This window comes from Nocardioides sp. Leaf374, from assembly GCF_916862475.1.
GTDB classification, from domain to species: domain Bacteria; phylum Actinomycetota; class Actinomycetes; order Propionibacteriales; family Nocardioidaceae; genus Nocardioides; species Nocardioides kribbensis.
In genome coordinates this window covers 1-17,676 of sequence record NZ_CAKASO010000045.1, presented here as the reverse complement: position 1 = coordinate 17,676, position 17,676 = coordinate 1, and the positions used below count along the sequence as shown (strand labels likewise).

17 protein-coding genes are annotated in these 17,676 nt (G+C 75.7%); 6 read left to right on the top strand and 11 right to left on the bottom strand.

Annotation, left to right across the window (positions count from 1 at the left end):
- Positions 1 to 72: 72 nt before the first annotated feature.
- Entirely contained in the window at positions 73 to 756 is a 684-nt protein-coding gene (locus LPA27_RS16570) for a response regulator transcription factor (RefSeq protein ID WP_228943150.1), read from the top strand.
- A 158-nt stretch (positions 757 to 914) separates the two neighbouring features.
- Here LPA27_RS16570 and LPA27_RS16565 read toward each other — a convergent pair whose 3' ends face one another.
- Positions 915 to 1,139: a hypothetical protein gene (locus LPA27_RS16565; protein WP_228943149.1), complete on the bottom strand. Its 225-nt coding sequence runs from the start codon at positions 1,137 to 1,139 to the stop codon at positions 915 to 917.
- Positions 1,140 to 1,147: 8 nt separating this feature from the next.
- Positions 1,148 to 1,363 carry a DUF6458 family protein gene (locus LPA27_RS16560; protein ID WP_228943148.1) on the bottom strand — a complete coding sequence of 72 codons (216 nt, stop codon included), beginning with the start codon at positions 1,361 to 1,363 and terminating at the stop codon, positions 1,148 to 1,150.
- A gap of 220 nt (positions 1,364 to 1,583) precedes the next feature.
- Between LPA27_RS16560 and LPA27_RS16555 the strand changes: the two genes are divergently transcribed.
- A complete protein-coding gene (locus LPA27_RS16555; RefSeq protein ID WP_228943147.1) occupies positions 1,584 to 2,312 on the top strand; it encodes a vitamin K epoxide reductase family protein in 729 nt (242 codons plus the stop codon).
- Here LPA27_RS16555 and LPA27_RS16550 read toward each other — a convergent pair.
- Positions 2,291 to 3,037: a TetR/AcrR family transcriptional regulator gene (locus tag LPA27_RS16550; RefSeq protein ID WP_228943146.1), complete on the bottom strand. Its 747-nt coding sequence runs from the start codon at positions 3,035 to 3,037 to the stop codon at positions 2,291 to 2,293. The genes LPA27_RS16555 and LPA27_RS16550 overlap by 22 nt on opposite strands.
- An 81-nt stretch (positions 3,038 to 3,118) precedes the next feature.
- Here LPA27_RS16550 and LPA27_RS16545 point away from each other — a divergent pair, with 81 nt between their 5' ends.
- Complete coding sequence (locus tag LPA27_RS16545) at positions 3,119 to 4,453, top strand: cytochrome P450 (protein ID WP_228943145.1); 1,335 nt, start codon at positions 3,119 to 3,121, stop codon at positions 4,451 to 4,453.
- A gap of 25 nt (positions 4,454 to 4,478) precedes the next feature.
- On the opposite strand, the gene LPA27_RS16540 is transcribed toward LPA27_RS16545, so the two are convergent.
- Both LPA27_RS16540 and LPA27_RS16535 read right to left on the bottom strand, forming a co-directional pair.
- Positions 4,479 to 5,489: an alpha/beta hydrolase gene (locus tag LPA27_RS16540; RefSeq protein ID WP_228943144.1), complete on the bottom strand. Its 1,011-nt coding sequence runs from the start codon at positions 5,487 to 5,489 to the stop codon at positions 4,479 to 4,481.
- A gap of 108 nt (positions 5,490 to 5,597) precedes the next feature.
- Positions 5,598 to 6,722, bottom strand: a complete 1,125-nt coding sequence (locus LPA27_RS16535; RefSeq protein ID WP_228943143.1) for an alcohol dehydrogenase catalytic domain-containing protein — start codon at positions 6,720 to 6,722, stop codon at positions 5,598 to 5,600.
- Between the two features lie 178 nt (positions 6,723 to 6,900).
- On the opposite strand from LPA27_RS16535, the gene LPA27_RS16530 reads away from it, so the two are divergent.
- A complete protein-coding gene (locus tag LPA27_RS16530) occupies positions 6,901 to 7,377 on the top strand; it encodes a DUF2231 domain-containing protein (protein ID WP_056862634.1) in 477 nt (158 codons plus the stop codon).
- A gap of 448 nt (positions 7,378 to 7,825) precedes the next feature.
- Here the strand turns inward: LPA27_RS16530 and LPA27_RS16525 are convergent, their stop codons facing one another.
- From LPA27_RS16525 to LPA27_RS16505, 5 genes are all read right to left on the bottom strand, one after another.
- Entirely contained in the window at positions 7,826 to 8,839 is a 1,014-nt protein-coding gene (locus tag LPA27_RS16525; protein WP_193664452.1) for a 5'-3' exonuclease, read from the bottom strand.
- Positions 8,840 to 8,953: 114 nt separating this feature from the next.
- Positions 8,954 to 9,481 carry a hypothetical protein gene (locus tag LPA27_RS16520; RefSeq protein WP_228943142.1) on the bottom strand — a complete coding sequence of 176 codons (528 nt, stop codon included), beginning with the start codon at positions 9,479 to 9,481 and terminating at the stop codon, positions 8,954 to 8,956.
- 112 nt (positions 9,482 to 9,593) lie between these two features.
- Complete coding sequence (locus tag LPA27_RS16515; protein ID WP_228943141.1) at positions 9,594 to 11,972, bottom strand: ATP-binding cassette domain-containing protein; 2,379 nt, start codon at positions 11,970 to 11,972, stop codon at positions 9,594 to 9,596.
- Positions 11,973 to 12,025: 53 nt separating this feature from the next.
- The gene (locus tag LPA27_RS16510; protein WP_228943140.1) at positions 12,026 to 14,278 is read right to left on the bottom strand and encodes a PAS domain-containing sensor histidine kinase; all 2,253 of its coding nucleotides are present in this window, start codon (positions 14,276 to 14,278) and stop codon (positions 12,026 to 12,028) included.
- A gap of 178 nt (positions 14,279 to 14,456) precedes the next feature.
- Complete coding sequence (locus tag LPA27_RS16505; protein WP_228943139.1) at positions 14,457 to 15,026, bottom strand: CBS domain-containing protein; 570 nt, start codon at positions 15,024 to 15,026, stop codon at positions 14,457 to 14,459.
- A gap of 306 nt (positions 15,027 to 15,332) precedes the next feature.
- On the opposite strand from LPA27_RS16505, the gene LPA27_RS16500 reads away from it, so the two are divergent.
- The gene (locus LPA27_RS16500; protein WP_228943138.1) at positions 15,333 to 16,016 is read left to right on the top strand and encodes a DUF4389 domain-containing protein; all 684 of its coding nucleotides are present in this window, start codon (positions 15,333 to 15,335) and stop codon (positions 16,014 to 16,016) included.
- Between the two features lie 122 nt (positions 16,017 to 16,138).
- Here LPA27_RS16500 and LPA27_RS16495 read toward each other — a convergent pair whose 3' ends face one another.
- Positions 16,139 to 16,732, bottom strand: a complete 594-nt coding sequence (locus LPA27_RS16495) for a flavodoxin family protein (RefSeq protein ID WP_228943137.1) — start codon at positions 16,730 to 16,732, stop codon at positions 16,139 to 16,141.
- Positions 16,733 to 17,002: 270 nt separating this feature from the next.
- Here LPA27_RS16495 and LPA27_RS16490 point away from each other — a divergent pair, with 270 nt between their 5' ends.
- Positions 17,003 to 17,560 carry a universal stress protein gene (locus LPA27_RS16490; RefSeq protein ID WP_228943136.1) on the top strand — a complete coding sequence of 186 codons (558 nt, stop codon included), beginning with the start codon at positions 17,003 to 17,005 and terminating at the stop codon, positions 17,558 to 17,560.
- The last annotated feature ends 116 nt before the right edge of the window (positions 17,561 to 17,676 follow it).

Genomic DNA, 17,676 nt, shown 5'->3' with positions numbered 1-17,676 from the left:
CCCGCACGCGGATCACCTCCCCACGGGTGGGACGGCTCGCCCCCGGGGTGCGGCGTGAGTAGGGTCGGGCTCGTGTCGACCGATTCCCCCATCCGCCTCGCGATCGTCAACGACTACGAGCTGGTCGTGAAGGGCCTCGCGGGTGCCTTGGCGCCCTTCGCCGACCGGGTCGAGGTCGTCGAGCTGGCCGTCAACGTGCCGGTCGAGAGCGACGTCGACGTGGTGCTCTTCGACAGCTTCGCCCAGACCCAGGGCGCCTGCACCGAGGTGCGCGACCTGGTCCACGAGGTGGGCTCCGCCGGTGCCCGCCTGGCCGTCTACAGCTGGAACGTCGACGAGGCCCTGGTCCAGGACAGCCTCAAGGCCGGCGCGTCGGGCTACCTCGCCAAGTCGATGTCGTCGGCCGACCTGGTGGAGTCGATCGAGCGCGTGCACGCGGGCGCCCGGGTCGTGCCGCCGACGGGCAGCGGCGGCGACGACGAGGGCGCCGAGGACGACGCCACCGGCGACGCCGTCAGCTGGCCCGGCCGCGACCTGGGCCTCTCGGGCCGCGAGAGCGAGATGCTCGCGCTGATCGTGCAGGGCCTGACCAACCAGGAGATCGCCGAGCGCACCTACCTCAGCATCAACTCGGTCAAGACCTACATCCGCACCGCCTACCGCAAGCTCGAGGTCACCAGCCGCTCCCAGGCCGTGGCCTACGGCATGTCCCACGGCTTCGAGCCCGACCGCTCGCGGATGCTGCAGCGCGACTGAGGGCCGACCCGGCGGCGGGGCCGCGGGCGGTCGCACCGGCCCTGACGGCACGGCGACGACGGGACGAGAGCCCCGACGGCGACGGCCGGCGGGGCTCTCGTGCGGTGCTGTCGAGCAGTGTGGTCGTGCGGGGTCGAGCGGCCCCGCAGCGCGACGGCTCAGCGGAAGAGCACGTCGGTGCAGCCCGTGCACTCGTAGGAGCGCACGGTCAGGCCGTCCTCGAACTCCACGCCGCGCAGGTCCCACAGGTGCTGGTGGGTGCGGGGCAGGTCGAGACGGACCCCCTCGGCCCCCAGCGGCTCAGGAGCCGGCAGCGGGGATGCGGTGGCCAGGTGGAGCACGGGCGTGTGGGTCGGACCCTCCAGCGAGTGGGCGGCGCTCACGCGGCTGCTCAGCGCGGGGGGAGGGTGTCGCGACGCTCGGTCACGTGCACGCTGCGCGTGCGCTGCTGGTTGACGACGAGCGACACGACGATCGCGAGCACGCCGGCGGCGAGCAGGATCCACCCGAGGGTGGTGTCCTCCACGTTGGCGAGGTCGAGGGTGATGACGTCGAGGACGAAGACGAGTCCGACGACGATGAGGACGATGCCCAGGCCGATGACCATGAGATGACTCCTTCTGAGACTCCGTGGAGCGGAGGTGGTGCGCGTGGGGTGGGGCTGACGGCGGAAGCCGTCCGACCCACGATGTCGGAGCGCCCGGGTCCTCACAAGGGCCCCTCAGGGTGAACTCAGGTGCGTGCGGCCGGGGTCGCCTACCATCCTGGTGGGCGCCGACGCGCCCGTCGGGCCCCCGGCCCGACCCGACGTGGCAGGAGGGTGCCCCGTGTCGCAGCGTGCCGAGGTCGTCGACCCGCGGGGGTCGGTCCCGCCCGACCACCTCCACGACCCGGACCACGACCCGGACCACGACCCGGACCACGACCCGGGCCACGACGGTGGTGCCGCGGCCGGTGGCGGTGGTGCGGCGTACGCCGACCGCGCGCTGGGCTGGCTGCTGCTGGTCGGCGGGCTGGTCGGCGGGCTGGCGGCCTTCACCCTCGCGGTGGAGAAGGTCAAGCTGCTCACCGATCCCTCCTACGTGCCCAGCTGCAGCATCAACCCCGTGCTGAGCTGCGGCTCGGTGATGGCGACCGACCAGGCCTCGCTGCTGGGCTTCCCCAACCCGCTGATCGGCATCGCGGCCTTTCCCGTGCTCGTCGTGACGGGGGCGCTGGTGCTCGCCCGGGTGCGGCTGCCGCGCTGGTGGTGGCTGGGGCTGCAGGCCGGGGCCACCGTGGGCCTGGTCTTCGTGGCCTGGCTGATCGACCAGAGCCTCTACAGCATCGGCGCGCTGTGCCCCTACTGCATGGTCGTGTGGAGCATGGTCGTGCCGGTCTTCTGGTACGTCACGCTGCGCAACCTCAGCAGCGGCGTGCTGGGGGCGCGGGCCCGCGACTCCTCGCTCACCGCGCTGCTGCGCGACGCCCACGCGCTGGTGCTGCTCCTCGCGCTCGTCGTGGTGGTGGGTCTCATCGGCGTGCGCTTCTGGGACTACTGGTCCACGCTGCTCTGAGCCGCGCCCCGGGTCTGCTCGCGCGCCACGTGAGCGGGTCGTCCCGACGGGGGAGCCGCACCCATCAGCACCACCAGCACCCGCCCCAGCAGGTCGTCGGCGACCGAGCCGGGGTCGGCGTGCCGCTCGATGGCCAGGCCGTTGGAGAGCGCCATGAGCACCGTGGCCAGCTCCTCGGCCGGCAGCGGGGCCTCGACCCCGGCGGCGTCGACGTGCTCGGCGATCGCGGCGCTCACCACGTGGTGCAGGTCGCGACGGCGCTCGCGGAAGGCCTGCGAGCCCTCGCCGCGCACCGCGCGCTGCCACAGCTCGAGGAAGAGCAGGTGCCAGTCGCGCTGCTCCTCGGCGGCGGCGCTGAGCCGGTCGCCCAGGTCGCGGGCCTGCTGCTCCAGGGGCACCGCGACGTCGCTGACGGCGGCCAGGCCCAGGTCGAGGTAGGCCGAGATCCGGTCCTCGGCCAGGGCGTCGACCAGACCGTCCTTGCTGCCGAAGTTGGAGTAGACGGCGCCCTTGGTGAAGCCCGCCGCGCGGGCCACGTCGTCGAGGCTGGTGGCGTCGATGCCGCCGCGGGCGAAGAGCTCGGCCGCGGCGTCGAGCAGGGCACGCCGGACCTCGCCGCGCGGGGGGCGACGACGGACGGCGGGGCCGGGAGCGGCGTCGGTGCCGTCGCGGGTGCCGTCGGTGGTGCCGTCGGTGGTGGGGCGGGGCTCGGGGGAGGTTGACATCGGTGGCTACGATACTCACCAGTACTCGATACCGATCGGTATCCCAGGTCGTGGCCGGTGTCGGCGAGGAGAGGTGGGCCCATGAGCATCCAGGAGCAGGTCGGCGGCCGGGCGGCCTCGGCGGTGCGGTGGGGCTTCGGCCACGCGCTGCCGGCCACGGCCATCCGCAGCGCGGCCAAGCAGGGCGACCTGCACGGGCGCCTGATCGAGGCGACCCGCGACGGGGAGACCGTGCCGCTGGAGCTCTTCGAGGCGATCCGGGCCGACGGCCCGCTGCACCGCTCGAAGTTCGCCTTCGTCACCGCCTCCCAGCCGGTGGTCAAGGAGGTGCTCACCAGCGCCGACGTGCGGGCCGGGGTGGAGTTCTCACCCGGCGGCGTGCTCGGTCGCATCGGCCACTGGGCCGCCCGGCAGGCGCCGATCGGTCCGCTGACCCCACCCTCGCTGCTGGTGACCGAGCCGCCCGACCACACCCGCTACCGCAAGCTCGTCACGCGGGTCTTCTCGGTCAAGGCCGTGCAGGGCCTGCGCGAGCGCACCGAGCAGATCGCCGCCGGGCTGCTCGACGACCTCGAGGCGCGGGCCCGCCGCGAGCCGGGGACCGCGGTGGACCTCGTCGAGACCTACTGCGCCCAGCTCCCGGTCACCGTCATCGCCGAGATCCTCGGGGTGCCCGCCGCCGACCGCGGCCGGGTGCTCGACTTCGGCACGGGCGCGGCGCCCAGCCTCGACCTGGGGCTGACGTGGGGCGGCTTCCGGCGCGTGGAGTCGTCGCTGACCGACTTCGAGGCGTGGCTGAGCGACCACATCGACCAGGTGCGCCGCAGCCCCGGTGACGACCTGCTCAGCCAGCTCGTCACCGCCCGCTCCGACGACGGCGTGGCCCTCACCGACGCCGAGCTCAAGGCCACCGCCGGTCTCGTGCTCGCCGCGGGCTTCGAGACCACGGTCAACCTCCTCGGCAACGGCGTCGCCCTGCTGCTCCAGCACCCCGACCAGCTCGCCCGGCTGCGCTCCGAGCCCGGGCTGTGGCCCAACGCCGTCGACGAGGTCCTGCGCTACGACCCGCCCGTGCTGCTCACGGGGCGGATGACGCTGCGCGACACGACGTTCTCCGGGGTCCCGGTGCCGCGCGGCGCCGCGGTCACCACGCTGCTCGCGGCCGCCAACCGCGACCCCGACGTCTTCGCCGACCCCGACACCTTCGACGTGGCCCGTGAGAACGCCGCCGACCACGTGTCGTTCTCCTCCGGGCGCCACTACTGCCTGGGCGCCGCCCTGGCGCGGATGGAGGGCGAGGTCGGCCTGCGCGCGGTCGTCGAGCGCTTCCCCGACCTCGCGCTCGCCCCCGGCGCCCGGCGCCGCACCACCCGCATCCTGCGCGGCTTCGACCGGCTCCCGGTCACGCTGGGCTGACGCGGCCCGCCGTACGCCCGGGGCCTCAGCCGGCGAGGTCGTGGGTGCGCAGCCAGGTGTCGACGGCGGCGTAGGCGGCCGCGCGGGGCTCGGCGAGGGAGAGGAAGACGTCGTGGCGGGCGTCGACGACGGGCACGACCGTGGTCTCGGAGCCCAGGCACCCCGACCAGCGGGCGATCTGGCGCACGTCGAGCACGGTGTCGGCGCGGTCGCTGCGCTCGGAGTAGCGCGAGGAGTAGTAGGTCTTGTCGGAGCGCAGCACCAGCGAGGGCACGCCCACGTCGAGCCCGCGGTGGAGCCGCGCGTGGCCGCGGCGCACGGCGTTGAGCCAGCCCACGGTGACGGGGAAGCCCTCGAGCGGCTTCATGACGGTGTCGAACTCCCACTCCCCGGTCCCGCTGACGTGGAGCGTCTCGCCGTAGGTGCCCTCGGGCAGGTCGAGGGCGCGCAGCGGGCGCACCTTCGACAGCGCCCGCACCGCCCAGGTGACCGGGCCGCGCATGACCGGCTTGCCCTGGAGGTCGAGCCAGGGGCTGTTGAGCACCAGCCCGGCGATCGGCGCGAGCCGGCCCGCGCGGCGGCGGCGGTCGAGCCACAGCGGGGCGATGAGGCCGCCGGTGGAGTGCGCGACCACGGTGACCGGCACGCCCGGGTGCGCCGCGGCCACCAGCTCCAGGGAGCGGTCGAGCTCGGCGTCGTACTGCGCCAGGTCGGAGACGAAGTGGGCCGTCTGCCCCTCACGGCGCGCGCGACCGCACTTGCGCAGGTCGAGGCCGTAGAAGGCCTGGCCGCGCTCGGCGAAGAAGTCGGCCAGCTCGGTCTGGAAGAAGTAGTCGGAGAAGCCGTGGACGTAGAGTGTCGCGCCGCGCACGGACTCGCCGTCGCGCACGCCGCGCCGCACGAGCACCGCCGCGACCTCGCCCTCGCCGTCGGGGTCCTCCCCGAGGTCCATCACGTGCTGCTCGTAGCCCTCGCCGAGCAGGTCGGGGGTCCAGGTGACCCCGGTGGCGGTGGCGTCGGCGCTGTCGGTGCTCATGGCTCCGATGATGGCAGGGCCGGCCCGTGCCGCGGGAGGCTTCCCCCTCTCCGGACACCGCGCGGGGCCCTGCGGCCCTGCGGGCGGGGGTACGCCGGCAGCGCCGGCTCAGCCGCGGGCCGGCAGGCGCGGGTCGATCACGGTGATGCCGGCCGGTGATGCGGTGGCGACGCCGGGCAGCAGCCTCGCGCCCTCGTCGAGGTCGACGACCCGATCGAGCAGGTCCTGGGGGCGCAGCGCGCCGCGCTCGACCTCGGCGAGCAGGGCGGGGTAGTCGGCCGCGGCCATGCCGTGGCTGCCGAGCACGTCGATCTCCCAGGCCACCACCCGGTCCATCGGCACCGGCGGGTGGCCGTCGACGGCGGGCAGGAGGCCGACCTGCACGTGGCGCCCGCGGCGCCGCAGGCTGTGGATCGCGTCGGCGCAGGTGGCCGCGCTGCCCACGGCGTCGAGGGCCACGTGGCTGCCGCCGCCGGTGAGGTCGTGCACCTCCTCGGCGACCCGGCTCGGCCCGGGGCCGACGTCGTGACCCGGCGGCCGCCCGGCGGGCGTGGCGGGCGTGGCGGCCGGGTCGGCCGGATCGGCGGCGAGCACGGTGTGCTCGGCGCCGAGGCGGCGGGCCAGGTCGAGGGCGGCGGGGGAGCGGTCGACGGCCACGACCCGCGCCCCCCGGGCCACCGCGATCATCACCGCGCTGAGGCCGACCCCGCCGGCGCCCACGACGGTGACCCACTCACCGGGGCGGAGGTCGGCGCGGGCGCTCAGGGCGCGGTAGGAGGTGGCGAAGCGACAGCCCAGGCTGGCCGCCGCGGCGTCGCCGACCGCGTCGGGCACGGCCACGAGGTTGGTGTCGGCGGCCCGGAGCGCGACCAGCTCCGCGAAGGAGCCGTCGTGGGTGAAGCCCGGCTGGGTCTGGTCGGGGCAGACCTGCGCCTGACCGCTCGTGCACCACGCGCAGCGCCCGCAGCCGCAGACGAAGGGCGTGGTCACGCGGGCGCCCACGCGCCAGCGGCGTACGTCGGGGGCCACGGCCACCACCGTGCCCGCCAGCTCGTGGCCCGGCACGAGCGGCAGGGTGACGCCGTCGTCGTGGCCGGCCCACGCGTGCCAGTCGCTGCGGCACAGCCCGGTGGCGTGCACGCGCACCACCACCCCGCCCGGGGGTGGCTCGGGGTCGGCGACCTCCCGCACGACCGGTGCCTGCCCGTACTGCTCGACGACGACTGCTCGCACCGGTGCTCCCCTGGGTGTCGCGACGGTCCGCGGCGCCGTGGTCGGCGCCGCGCGCGGATGGTACCGAGGCGGCGGCGCGCCGGATCAGGCGCTCCTCAGGTGGCTGCGCCATGATCGGTCCACGCCCACGGGCCGACCGCTCCGATCCCCGGACGGCCACAGACTCCGGAGGTCCTCCATGTTCGACCTGATCGACGGGTTGCCCGTCCACCCGCTCGTGGTGCACGCCGTCGTCGTGCTGCTGCCGCTCGCGGTGCTCGGCACGATCGCGATCGCCGCCCGGCCGCGCTGGCGCGTGACCTTCGGGCCGCTGGTCGTCGGCGTCGCCGCGGTCGCCACCGTGCTGGTGCCGGTGGCGACCTCGAGCGGCGAGGCACTCGAGCAGCGGGTGGGCGACCCGGGTGAGCACGCCGAGCTCGGCGAGCAGCTGCTGTGGTTCGCGATCCCGCTCCTGGTGCTCACCCTGGTCATGGTGGTGCTCGCGCGCCGCTCGGCCGCGGGCAAGCCGGCCCCGGGGCCCTCGTGGCTGACGACCGTCGTGGCGGTGCTCGCCGTCGTGGCGGCGCTGGCCACCGCGGTGCAGGTCTACCGCGTGGGCGACTCGGGCGCGGAGGCGGTCTGGGGCGACCGGGTCAGCGCCTCCGCGCTGCGCTGATCCGCGACCGGGCCCAGGACACGCCACCGCGGCCCGCATCGGGATAGGCGAGGACCAGGAGAGATCCGCAAGGTGCTCGTGCGGTCTGCACAGGCCGCTCACGACGTGGTGGCCGCCCACGACGGCGGGGAGGCCCTACGCCTCTTCGCCGACGACACCGCCCTGGCGCAATTGCGTGGGTGGGGTGGGGTTGCCGGGGTGGGTTTGCGCCGCTGGTGCGGTTGCCGGGGCGGCCTGGTTGCTGGAGTGGCGCAATTGCGTGGGTGGGGTGGGGTTGCGGGGGTGGGTTTGCGCCGCTGGTGCGGTTGCCGGGGCGGGCCGACCGCTGAAGTGGCGCAATTGCGCGGGACGGACGTACGAGACGTGCAGGACGGACGTGCGAGACGTGCGGGCGGGTCGGCCCGGCCGGTGCAGCCGGCGACGACCGCGACGTACCCGGTCAGGGCCCTCAGCCCCAGGTCGGTGCGGCCAGCCGCGAGCCCGGCGGCTCGGTGAGCACGCGCAGCGCCAGCTGGGTGGTGGCGGGCACGCCGAGGTAGCCGACCACGCGCGAGACGCGGTCGGGGTCGAGCGGCAGCAGCCCCGGGGTGCCGGGCACGTCGGGAGTCAGACCCAGGTCGACCGGGCGGCCCGACATGATCGCGAGGTTGAAGTCGAAGCGCTCCCGGGCGCCCGGTGCGGTGAGCCGCTTGAGCAGCCCGGCGCCGATGCGGCGCTGGCCGGTCTCCTCGCAGTAGGAGTCGAGCGCGGCGACGAGGTTGGCGCCGTCGCAGTGCTCGATGTCGGCCCACACCGAGCGCATCGAGCCCATCTGGGAGAGCAGCACCGGCGCGGTCTTCTCCCCGATGCCGGGCACGCCGGGCAGGTTGTCGCTGGCGTCGCCGCGCAGGGCGGCGTACTCGAGGTAGTGCTCGGCGGCGATGCCGTAGAGCGCGAAGAGCCGCGCGGGGTTGAGCAGCGGGGAGGCGTTGATGCCGCCGTTGATCAGCCGCAGCACGCGGGTGTGCTCGCTGATGTGGGCGAAGGAGTCGCGGTCGGAGGTGATGATGACGCACTCCCACCCGTGGGTCTCGGCCCACACCGCGGCCGAGGCGCTCACGTCGTCGGCCTCGAGCCCGGCCGGGGTGACGGTCTGCAGGCCCAGGGCGTCGAGGAGCGCCGCGGCCCGCTCGAGCTGGTCGACGAGGGTGGCGTCCTTGGCGGCGCGTCCGGCCTTGTACGCCGGGTACATCCGCTCCCGCACCGAGTCGCGGCGGTCGTCGAGCCCGAAGACGACCGCGTCGGGGGCGAACTGGTCGATGGCCTCGAGGATCTGGCGCAGCATGCCGTGCAGCGCCCACGCCGGGCGACCGCCCTGGTCGAGCAGCGCCGACTCCGCCCGCGCGTGGTGGTTGCGGTGCAGCAGCGACGGCGCGTCGACGGCGAGCAGCAGCTTGCGGCCCTGGGCGGGCGTCGCAGTCATGGGCGGGGCGCTCACAGGGGAGGCGTCGGTCGGTTCGGTGGTCATGGCGGTGAGGACACCGTACGCATCCCACCGGCCCCGGGGCCGCGAGGGCCGGTGGGCGGCAGACGCTGCTCAGGCCAGCTGGCCGGGCGGCTCGCTCTGCACGGGGCGTCCGGCGCCGGCGGCGGCGCACTGGCCCAGGGTGATCTCTTTGTAGCGCGCGAAGTCGGGCGAGGTGGCGGCGGCCTCGAGGTAGTCCTCGGGGGCCAGCTCGGCGTAGTACTCCACCGCCTCCAGCAGGTCGGCGGCGTCGGTGGTGGGGTCGTCGTCGACGGCCTCCCGGGCCAGGGGCACGGCCTCCTCGAAGCGGCGCACCGTCTCCTCGTAGTCGCCGAGGTTGAAGGCGTCGATGCCCAGCACCACCTGGCGGCACGCGCCCGGCACGGCGGCGTCGGGGTCGCCCGGCGCGGGCGCGGAGTCCTGCGAGGGGGCGCCCTCGTCGCTCCCGGAGGGCGTGCCGGGGTCCGACGGGGCGGGCGTCGCGCCCGTCGTCGCGCCTCCGCGGGCGGCGGCCCCGTCGCCGGCCGGGTCGTCGTCGCTGCACCCGACGAGCAGGGCGAGCAGCGTCACGGGGGCGGCGAGGGCGGCGGAGCGTCTCATGCCGAGGAGCCTAGGCCGCTGCTGCGCGGGCGTGGTCGGATCGGCGCGGGGCCGGGTGCGGGGCCGGGCGCCCGGGTGGGGCGACCGGGTGGGGCGACCGGGTGGGGCGGCGTCAGGCGCCGACGTAGGCGGCGAGGTGCTGCCCGGTCAGCGTGCTGCGGGCGGCGACCAGGTCGGCCGGGGTGCCCTCGAAGACGACGCGGCCGCCGTCGTGGCCGGCGCCGGGGCCGAGGTCGATGACCCAGTCGGCGTGGACCATGACGGCCTGGTGGTGCTCGATCACCACCACCGAGCGGCCGGAGTCGACGAGGCGGTCGAGGAGGGCGAGCAGGTGGCGCACGTCGGCGAGGTGCAGCCCGGTGGTCGGCTCGTCGAGCACGTAGACCTCGCCCTTCTCGGCCATCTGCACCGCGAGCTTGAGGCGCTGGCGCTCGCCGCCGGAGAGCGTGGTGAGGGGCTGGCCGAGGCTGAGGTAGCCCAGGCCGACGTCGCGCAGCCGCTCGAGCACGGCGTGGGCGGCGGGCACCCGCGACTCGCCCTCGGCGAAGAAGGCCAGGGCCTCCTCGACCGGCATCGCGAGCACCTGCGCGATGTCGCGCCCGCCCAGGGTGTGCTCGAGCACGGCGGCCTGGAAGCGTCGGCCCTCGCACTCCTCGCAGGGCGACTCGACGGTGGCCATCACCCCGAGCTCGGTGAAGACGGCCCCGGCGCCGTTGCAGGTGGGGCAGGCGCCCTCGGAGTTGGAGCTGAAGAGCGCGGGCTTGACGCCGTTGGCCTTCGCGAAGGCCTTGCGCACGGGCTCGAGGAGACCGGTGTAGGTGGCGGGGTTGCTGCGTCGTGAGCCCTTGATGGCGCCCTGGTCGACGACGACCACGCCCTCGCGACCGGCGATCGAGCCGTGCACCAGCGAGCTCTTGCCCGACCCGGCCACGCCGGTGACCACGCAGAGCACGCCGAGGGGCACCTCGACGTCGACGTCGCGCAGGTTGTGGGTGGCCGCGCCGCTCACCGCGAGGGTGCCGGTGGGGGTGCGCGGCGTCGCCTTGAGCGCCACCCTCTCGTCGAGGTGGCGCCCGGTGAGGGTGTCGCTGCCGCGCAGCCCCTCGACCGTGCCCTCGAAGACGATCTCCCCGCCGGCCGCGCCGGCACGCGGGCCGAGGTCGACGACGTGGTCGGCCACCGCGATGGTCTCGGGCTTGTGCTCGACGACCAGCACCGTGTTGCCCTTGTCGCGCAGCTCGAGCAGCAGGTCGTTCATCCGCTCGATGTCGTGGGGGTGCAGCCCGATGGTGGGCTCGTCGAAGACGTAGGTGACGTCGGTCAGCGAGGAGCCGAGGTGACGGATCATCTTGGTGCGCTGGGCCTCCCCGCCCGAGAGCGTGCCCGCGGGGCGGTCGAGGGAGAGGTAGCCCAGCCCGATCGCGGTGAAGGAGTCGAGCAGGTGCTGCAGGCCCACGAGCAGCGGCGCGACCTCCGGGGCGTCGAGGGCGCGCACCCAGTCGGCGAGGTCGCTGATCTGCAGCGCGCACAGCTCGGCGATGTTGCGGCCCTCGATGCGCGAGGCGAGCACCTCGGTGGTCAGCCGCGTGCCCTCGCAGGCCGGGCAGGTCTGGAAGGTGACCGCCCGGTCGACGAAGCGACGCACGTGGGGCTGCATCGCCTCGGGGTCCTTGGAGAGCATCGACTTCTGGATCTTCGGGATGATCCCCTCGAAGGTCAGGTTGACGCCCTCGACCTTGATCTTGGTCGGCTCCGCGTGGAGCATCGTGTCGAGCTGCTTCGCGGTGAAGGTCGAGATCGGGGCGTCCATCGGCAGCCCCATCCCGGCGAAGAGGCGGCCGTACCACCCGTCCATGGAGTAGCCGGGCACGTTCAGCGCCCCGTCGGCCAGCGACAGCGTGTCGTCGTAGAGCGCCGTCAGGTCGATGTCCTTGACGCTGCCCGTGCCCTCGCAGCGCGGGCACATGCCGCCGAGGTAGACCGCGCCCTTCACGACGCTCTTCTCGGTGCGCCCCGCCCGCTCGGTCGACATCACGCCGCTGGCCCGTCGGGTGGGCACGTTGAAGGAGAACGCCGTCGGCGGTCCGACGTACGGCGAGCCGAGCCGGCTGAACAGGATGCGCAGCATCGCGTGGGCGTCGGTGGCGGTGCCGACGGTCGAGCGGGGGTTGGCGCCCATGCGCTCCTGGTCGACGATGATCGCCGTGGTGAGGCCCTCCAGCCGGTCGACCTCGGGGCGTGCCAGCGAGGGCATGAAGCCCTGCACGAAGGCGCTGTAGGTCTCGTTGATCATCCGCTGCGACTCCGCGGCGATGGTGGCGAAGACCAGCGAGCTCTTGCCCGACCCCGAGACGCCGGTGAAGACCGTGAGCCGACGCTTGGGCAGCTCGACGCTCACGTCCTTGAGGTTGTTCTCCCGGGCGCCCTGCACCCGGATCAGGTCGTGGCCGTCGGCGGGGTGCCCCGCAGGAGGTGCCGTGGTCTCGGTCATGGTCTCTCCTCGCGGTGTGGGTGCCACAGGGTAGTGAGGGGCTCCGACAGTGCTCAGCGACCGGGAGCGGGGCTCGCCGCCGTGCGGTCGGCGCCGGCGCCACCCACCGCGGGGCCGCCGGCGGGGTGCTCGGCGGAGTCGTGCGTCGAGCCGCCCGCGGCGCCACCCTCCGATGCTCCCGGGACGGGCGCCGACGCGCTCGCGGCGAGCGGCACGGTGAAGCGGAAGCTGGCCCCGTGGCCGGGCTCGCTGTCGACCCAGATCCGCCCGCCCTGGTGCTCGACGAGGGAGCGGCTGATGGCCAGGCCCAGGCCTGAGCCGTCGCGCTGCCTGACGTCGCTCTCGTCGAGCTGGCGGAACCGCTCGAAGACCGTCTCCTGCGCCTCGCGGGGGATGCCGGGGCCGGTGTCGGTCACGCTCACCTCGGCGGCCCGGTCGCGCACGACCGCCTCGACGCGCACGAGCCCGCCGCGGGGGGTGAACTTGACGGCGTTGCCGACCAGGTTGGTCAGCACCTGGGTGAACCGGTCGGCGTCGACCCTGACCCGCGCCTCGACCGGGCCGGCCTCGAGGGCGATGCCGGCGGCGTCGGCGACGGGCTCGAGCGCGGCGAGCACCCCGGCAACGAGGGGAGCGGCGTCGTGGTCGGCGAGGTCGAGCGGCAGGCGTCCCGACTCCAGCCGGTCGACGACCAGGATGTCGTTGATCAGCCGGGCGAGCCGGTCGGTGCCGCGCAGGGCGACGTCGACGACCCGCTCGGCGGCGGGCGACAGCTCGCCGACGTCACCGTCGTGCAGCAGGTGGAGCGCGCCGTGGATCGAGGTCAGCGGGGTCCGCAGCTCGTGGCTGACCACCGAGATGAACTCCGACTTCAGCCGGTCGGCGGCGCGGCGCTCGGTGGCGTCGCGGAAGACGACCACGGCCCCCCTGCCCCGTCCGCCGGGCCCGGGTCGGGCGCCGTCGGCGGTGATCTCGACCGGCAGCACGCTCCCGTCGGAGCGGCGGAAGCCGTGCTCGGCGTCGCGCACGGCCCGGCCGCCCAGCGCGGCGTCGAGGGCGCAGAGCGGCTCGTCGACGACCGGTCCGGGGGCCGCCGTCGCCGCGGCCACCGGGTGCTCGGCCGCGGCGTGCACGCCGTGCAGGCGCGGGCACGCGGGTGCGCCCACCAGCGCCGCCGGCGTCGACCCGAGCATCCGGGCGCCGGCGTCGTTGACGAAGTCGATGCGGCCGTCGGCGTCGAGGCCGAGGATCCCCTCGCCGACGGACTCCAGCAGGTGCACGTGGCGCGCGGTCAGCGCGAGGTTCTCCTCGGTGCGCTCGGCCACGCGCTGCTCGAGCCCGACGCGCAGGCGGTGGTTCTCCCACCCCAGCCAGACCTGGCGCACGCCGGCGAGGGCGACCACGAGGAGCACCAGCCGTGCGCTGGCCCCCTCCGACCCGCCGACGGCCAGGGTCGTGGCCAGCGCGGCCAGCACCGCGAGGTCGGGGGCGGCGGCGCTGAGGAGGCGGGCCCGGGCCGAGGGCGTGCCCGGCTGCTCGGGGGGTGGGGCGAGGGCGGCCAGGCCCAGCACCAGGGGGGCGGCGATGTAGGGCACGTCGGTCAGGAGCATCGACTCGTAGGACCCGTCGAGGGTCACCAGCGCGAAGGCGGAGTCGGCCACGGCGTAGCAGATGAAGCCCAGCCCCAGCAGGGCCAGGTCGGCGCGGGGGCGGGCCGCGCCGCCGCGCAGCAGCAGCAGGCTCGCGACGCACACCAGCAGGACGTCGAGGACGGGGTAGCCGGCGTTCACCGCCGCGCCGAGGCCGCTGCCGAGGGAGGAGAAGACGTCGCGCAGCAGCACCATGAAGGCGACCAGGACGACCGCGCAGCACACCACGGCGGAGTCCAGGAGCACCCGCGCCCGGCTCACCGCGACCCCGCGACCGACGGGGAAGAGCAGCAGCCCGGCGAGCGCCGGGGGCGCTGCGAGCAGGTAGAAGAGGTCGGCGACCGAGGGGTAGGGCACCGGGGTGGAGGCGATGTCGTAGGCCGTCCAGACGCCGTCGGCCACGGCGTAGGCGACCAGCGCCACCAGCACCAGCCCCCAGGCGCGTCGCGCCGGGCCGGGCCGGCTGCGCCGCACCCGCAGCGCGACGGCGGCCACGGCGACGAGGTCGGCGAGCATCGTCGCGGCGTCGGCGGCGATCCAGGCGCGGTCGGGGCCGCTCCACGGCCCGAGCATGAGGGCCGTGGCCACCACCAGCACCGTGCCGGCCGCCGCTGCCGCCCACCGGAAGAGCCGCCATCCCTCGTCGTCTGCGCGCACCCGTGCCTGCCCTCCCGCCCGCCGTGCGCCGGGCCCTGTCCGACCCGACTCCTCCGGGGCGATCGTCCCACGTCGTGCGCCCGGTCGGGACCGACTCCGCGACACCCGCCGCCCGGGCCGTGCACCGGCGCGGGGCCCCGGGCCGCGCGGCGGCGGGACGACGGCGCGACGACGGCGCTCAGGTCACGCGGACGTCGACGACGCCCGACACGGTGCGGGCGACGGCGTCGGCCAGCGAGCCCTCGGCCGTGGTGGTGGTGCCGTCGATCGCGACGCGTCCGTCGACCACGCTGACGCGCCACGAGCCCCCACCGACCGAGTCCAGGATGCGGCGTACCTCGGCGGCGATGGAGCGGTCGGGCCGCGCCAGGGCCCGCACCACGTCGCTGCGCGTGAGGATCCCCACGACCCGGTGGTCGACGTCGACCACGGGCAGGCTCCGGGTGTCGGTGGCCGCCATCAGCGCGACGGCCGTGGCGACGTCGTCGCCGGGCCGCACGGTGGCCGGGCGGGTGACGGCGACCTCCTCGACCAGCAGCGGGGGAGCGAGGTGCGGCTGCGGTCGCCGCAGGTGGGCCCGCGGGTCGGGCGCGGCGGCGGCGCGCAGGAGCTCGGCCTCGCCGAGGGTGCCGAGGAGCACCCCGGAGTCGTCGACCACCGGGAGCGTGGTGACCGCGGCCCCGGCGAGCAGGGTCTCGGCCTCCTTGAGGGTCGCGTGCGGCCCCACGGTGAGCGGGTCCGGCGTCATCGCCTCACGCACGAGCACGGCACTGCCCCCGACCTGGCGGTCGCCGGTCGAGCGGGGTCGCCGCGCCGCGTGAGCGGGCGGTGCGGGCGGTGCGGGCGGTGCGGACGGTGCCGATCGGGGTGCGGGTCCATGGCTGTGCCTCCGCGACCACCCTGCTGCCGGGAGGGCCGCGGGCGGCAGGAGCGGGGGTCCCGACCTCGCGGGACCTCCGCGCACCCACGCGTGACCTTCGCCCCTGACCGCCCCGGCGCGGGCGCGCGGACGGTGGGGAGGAGGGTCCCGCCCCGGGACCGCAGGAGGACCGCCATGACCACCCACTCGTATCCCGTCAGGGTCGACGCCACCCTCGACGAGCCCGCCCTCGGACGCTGGCTCTGGCTCGTGAAGTGGCTGCTGGTGCTGCCCCACGTGCTGGTGCTGAGCGTGCTGTGGGTCGGCTTCGTCGTGCTGAGCCTGGTGGCGCTCGTCGCCATCGTCGTCACGGGCCGCTACCCGCGGGCGATCTTCGACGTCAACGTCGGGGTGCTGCGCTGGAGCTGGCGGGTGGCGTTCTACACCTCCGGGGGGTTCGCCACCGACCGCTACCCGCCCTTCACCCTGCAGGACCGCCCGGACTATCCCGCCCACCTCGCGGTCGACTACCCCGAGCACCTCTCCCGGGGCCTCGCGCTGGTCAAGTGGTGGCTGCTGGCGCTGCCGCACTACCTCGTGCTGGGCTTCCTGGTGGGCGGCACCGTCGCGGTCTCCGGCGACGCGGGCTGGGGCGGCGGGCTGGTCTCGTTGCTCGCGGTCGTGGGCGCGGTCGTGCTGCTGGTGACCGGTCGCTACCCGCGGCCGGTCTTCGACCTGGTCGTGGGCCTGGACCGCTGGGTGCTGAGGGTCGCGGCGTACGCCGCCCTCATGACCGACGAGTACCCGCCCTTCCGCCTGGACCAGGGCGGCGTGGACCCCGCCACCCTCGACCTGCGCGGAGAGCGCCCGGTCGGCTGACGCCCTGGTGCCACGCCCACCCCGTGGACCTCGTGGACCTCGTGGACCTCGTCCGCGAGGTCCGCCGGGGCCAGGGGGGCCAGGGGGGCCAGGGGGCCAGGGGGCCGTCGGTCGCGGTGCGCTCAGGCCCGCGGGGCCCTGCCCCGCGCGACCTGGGCCGCGCCGAGCTCGGCGCCCCACTCCTCGGCGCGGTCGACCTCGCCCGCGACGAGCGGGCGCTGCAGGTCCTCGACGTAGAACGACCGCGGGGCGTCCTCGACGAGGTAGTGGTGGCGGCGCAGGATCCGCGCGGCCTTCACCGCGGCCGAGCCGGGCAGGTGCCGCACCTTGGTGACACGGGTGTCGAACGTCGCGGCGTGGTGCGCCCCGGGCGGGGGCTCGGGCACCTCGGCCAGCCACTCGCGCATGCCGCGCTCCTCGTGGTCGAGGGGCGCCCCCTGCTCGATCGCCTGCGCGCGCGAGGAGGCGCGGCTCAGCGAGAAGGCGTGGGTCGGGGCGCCGACCACCAGCACGTCGTAGTCGGGCACCGTGGGGCCCACCGCGCCGGCCTCGGCCACGTCGACCACGTCGGTGCTGACACCGGCACGCTCGAGGCCGCGGGCGACGGCGTCGGCGACGAGGCGGGTGTTGCCGAACATCGATTCGTGGGCCACGAGGGCCCGGGCACCGGGCCCCCGGTCGCGGGCCTGGTCGGGTGCGGGGTCGGGCCGGTCCATCGGGTGCTCCTCGTGGGTGGGGGCTGCTGCCCCCAGGCTCGTACGTCGACCCCGCCGACGCACCGGCCGGGCGCCCCGGGTCGGCGGGCCGAAGGTCCCTGCGCGCCCGCCGACCCGCCGGCCCGCTCGCGGGAGTGCTCGCCGCTCGGGACGGAGGTCCGCCGGGGCGGGACGTACGTCCCTGTCGGCCCCGGCCGCCGTCGCGCAGGCTCGAGGGGCGTCGTCCCCGGCCGTCGGGGGCCCGGGCGCACGACCGAGGTGGGGAGTGCGGTGGCAGCCAGCAGGCGCGCGGAGCGGGGCAGCGGGGCCGGCTCGGACGTGGGCGTGGTCGCGGCCCTGGGCCGGTGGCCCGGTGACGAGGCGGTGCTGCGCCGGGCGGTCGAGGGGGCCGTGCGGCGCGCGACCTGCGTGACGGTCCTCCACGTGGACGACCGTCGTGCCTCGGGCGGACGGGTCGGCCCCTCCCGGCCGGTGCTGCCGCGCACCCACGAGGAGCACGCGCTGCTGGTGGCGGCCGAGCGCGCTGCGCGCGAGTGGCAGCCGGGGCTCGTGGTCCGCACCGTGCTCTACGCGGGCTCGGTGCTCGAGGGGATCCTCCAGACCTCGCGACGCGCCGACCTGGTGGTGGTGGGCACGGGCGGCGCGCCGGCCGATCCCGTGCGACGCGGGCCCGCCCCGGTGACCTCGGACCCGACGGGCACGACGCAGGAGACGGACCCGACGCAGGAGACGGACCCGACGGAGGGCCGCGAGTCGGTCACGGCCGCGGTGGTGGCGCGGGCCGCAGCCCCGGTCGACGTCGTGCCGACCGGGACCGCGCCGCGCTGAGCCGACCCGGGTCGCGCTGAGCCGGGCTCAGCCGAGCTGGCCCGAGCCGAGCCGGGCCGAGCCGAGCCGGGCCGACCCGAGCCGGGCCGACCCGAGCCGGGCCGACCCGAGCCGGG

Bases quoted from the DNA above. Each gene is read 5' to 3' on its own strand.
- LPA27_RS16560 (WP_228943148.1), bottom strand. From the start codon at position 1,363: ATGGTCATCGGCCTGGGCATCGTCCTCATCGTCGTCGGACTCGTCTTC.
- LPA27_RS16550 (WP_228943146.1), bottom strand. From the start codon at position 3,037: ATGTCAACCTCCCCCGAGCCCCGCCCCACCACCGACGGCACCACCGAC.
- LPA27_RS16545 (WP_228943145.1), top strand. From the start codon at position 3,119: ATGAGCATCCAGGAGCAGGTCGGCGGCCGGGCGGCCTCGGCGGTGCGG.
- LPA27_RS16540 (WP_228943144.1), bottom strand. From the start codon at position 5,489: ATGAGCACCGACAGCGCCGACGCCACCGCCACCGGGGTCACCTGGACC.
- LPA27_RS16530 (WP_056862634.1), top strand. From the start codon at position 6,901: ATGTTCGACCTGATCGACGGGTTGCCCGTCCACCCGCTCGTGGTGCAC.
- LPA27_RS16525 (WP_193664452.1), bottom strand. From the start codon at position 8,839: ATGACTGCGACGCCCGCCCAGGGCCGCAAGCTGCTGCTCGCCGTCGAC.
- LPA27_RS16520 (WP_228943142.1), bottom strand. From the start codon at position 9,481: ATGAGACGCTCCGCCGCCCTCGCCGCCCCCGTGACGCTGCTCGCCCTG.
- LPA27_RS16515 (WP_228943141.1), bottom strand. From the start codon at position 11,972: ATGACCGAGACCACGGCACCTCCTGCGGGGCACCCCGCCGACGGCCAC.
- LPA27_RS16505 (WP_228943139.1), bottom strand. From the start codon at position 15,026: ATGACGCCGGACCCGCTCACCGTGGGGCCGCACGCGACCCTCAAGGAG.
- LPA27_RS16500 (WP_228943138.1), top strand. From the start codon at position 15,333: ATGACCACCCACTCGTATCCCGTCAGGGTCGACGCCACCCTCGACGAG.
- LPA27_RS16495 (WP_228943137.1), bottom strand. From the start codon at position 16,732: ATGGACCGGCCCGACCCCGCACCCGACCAGGCCCGCGACCGGGGGCCC.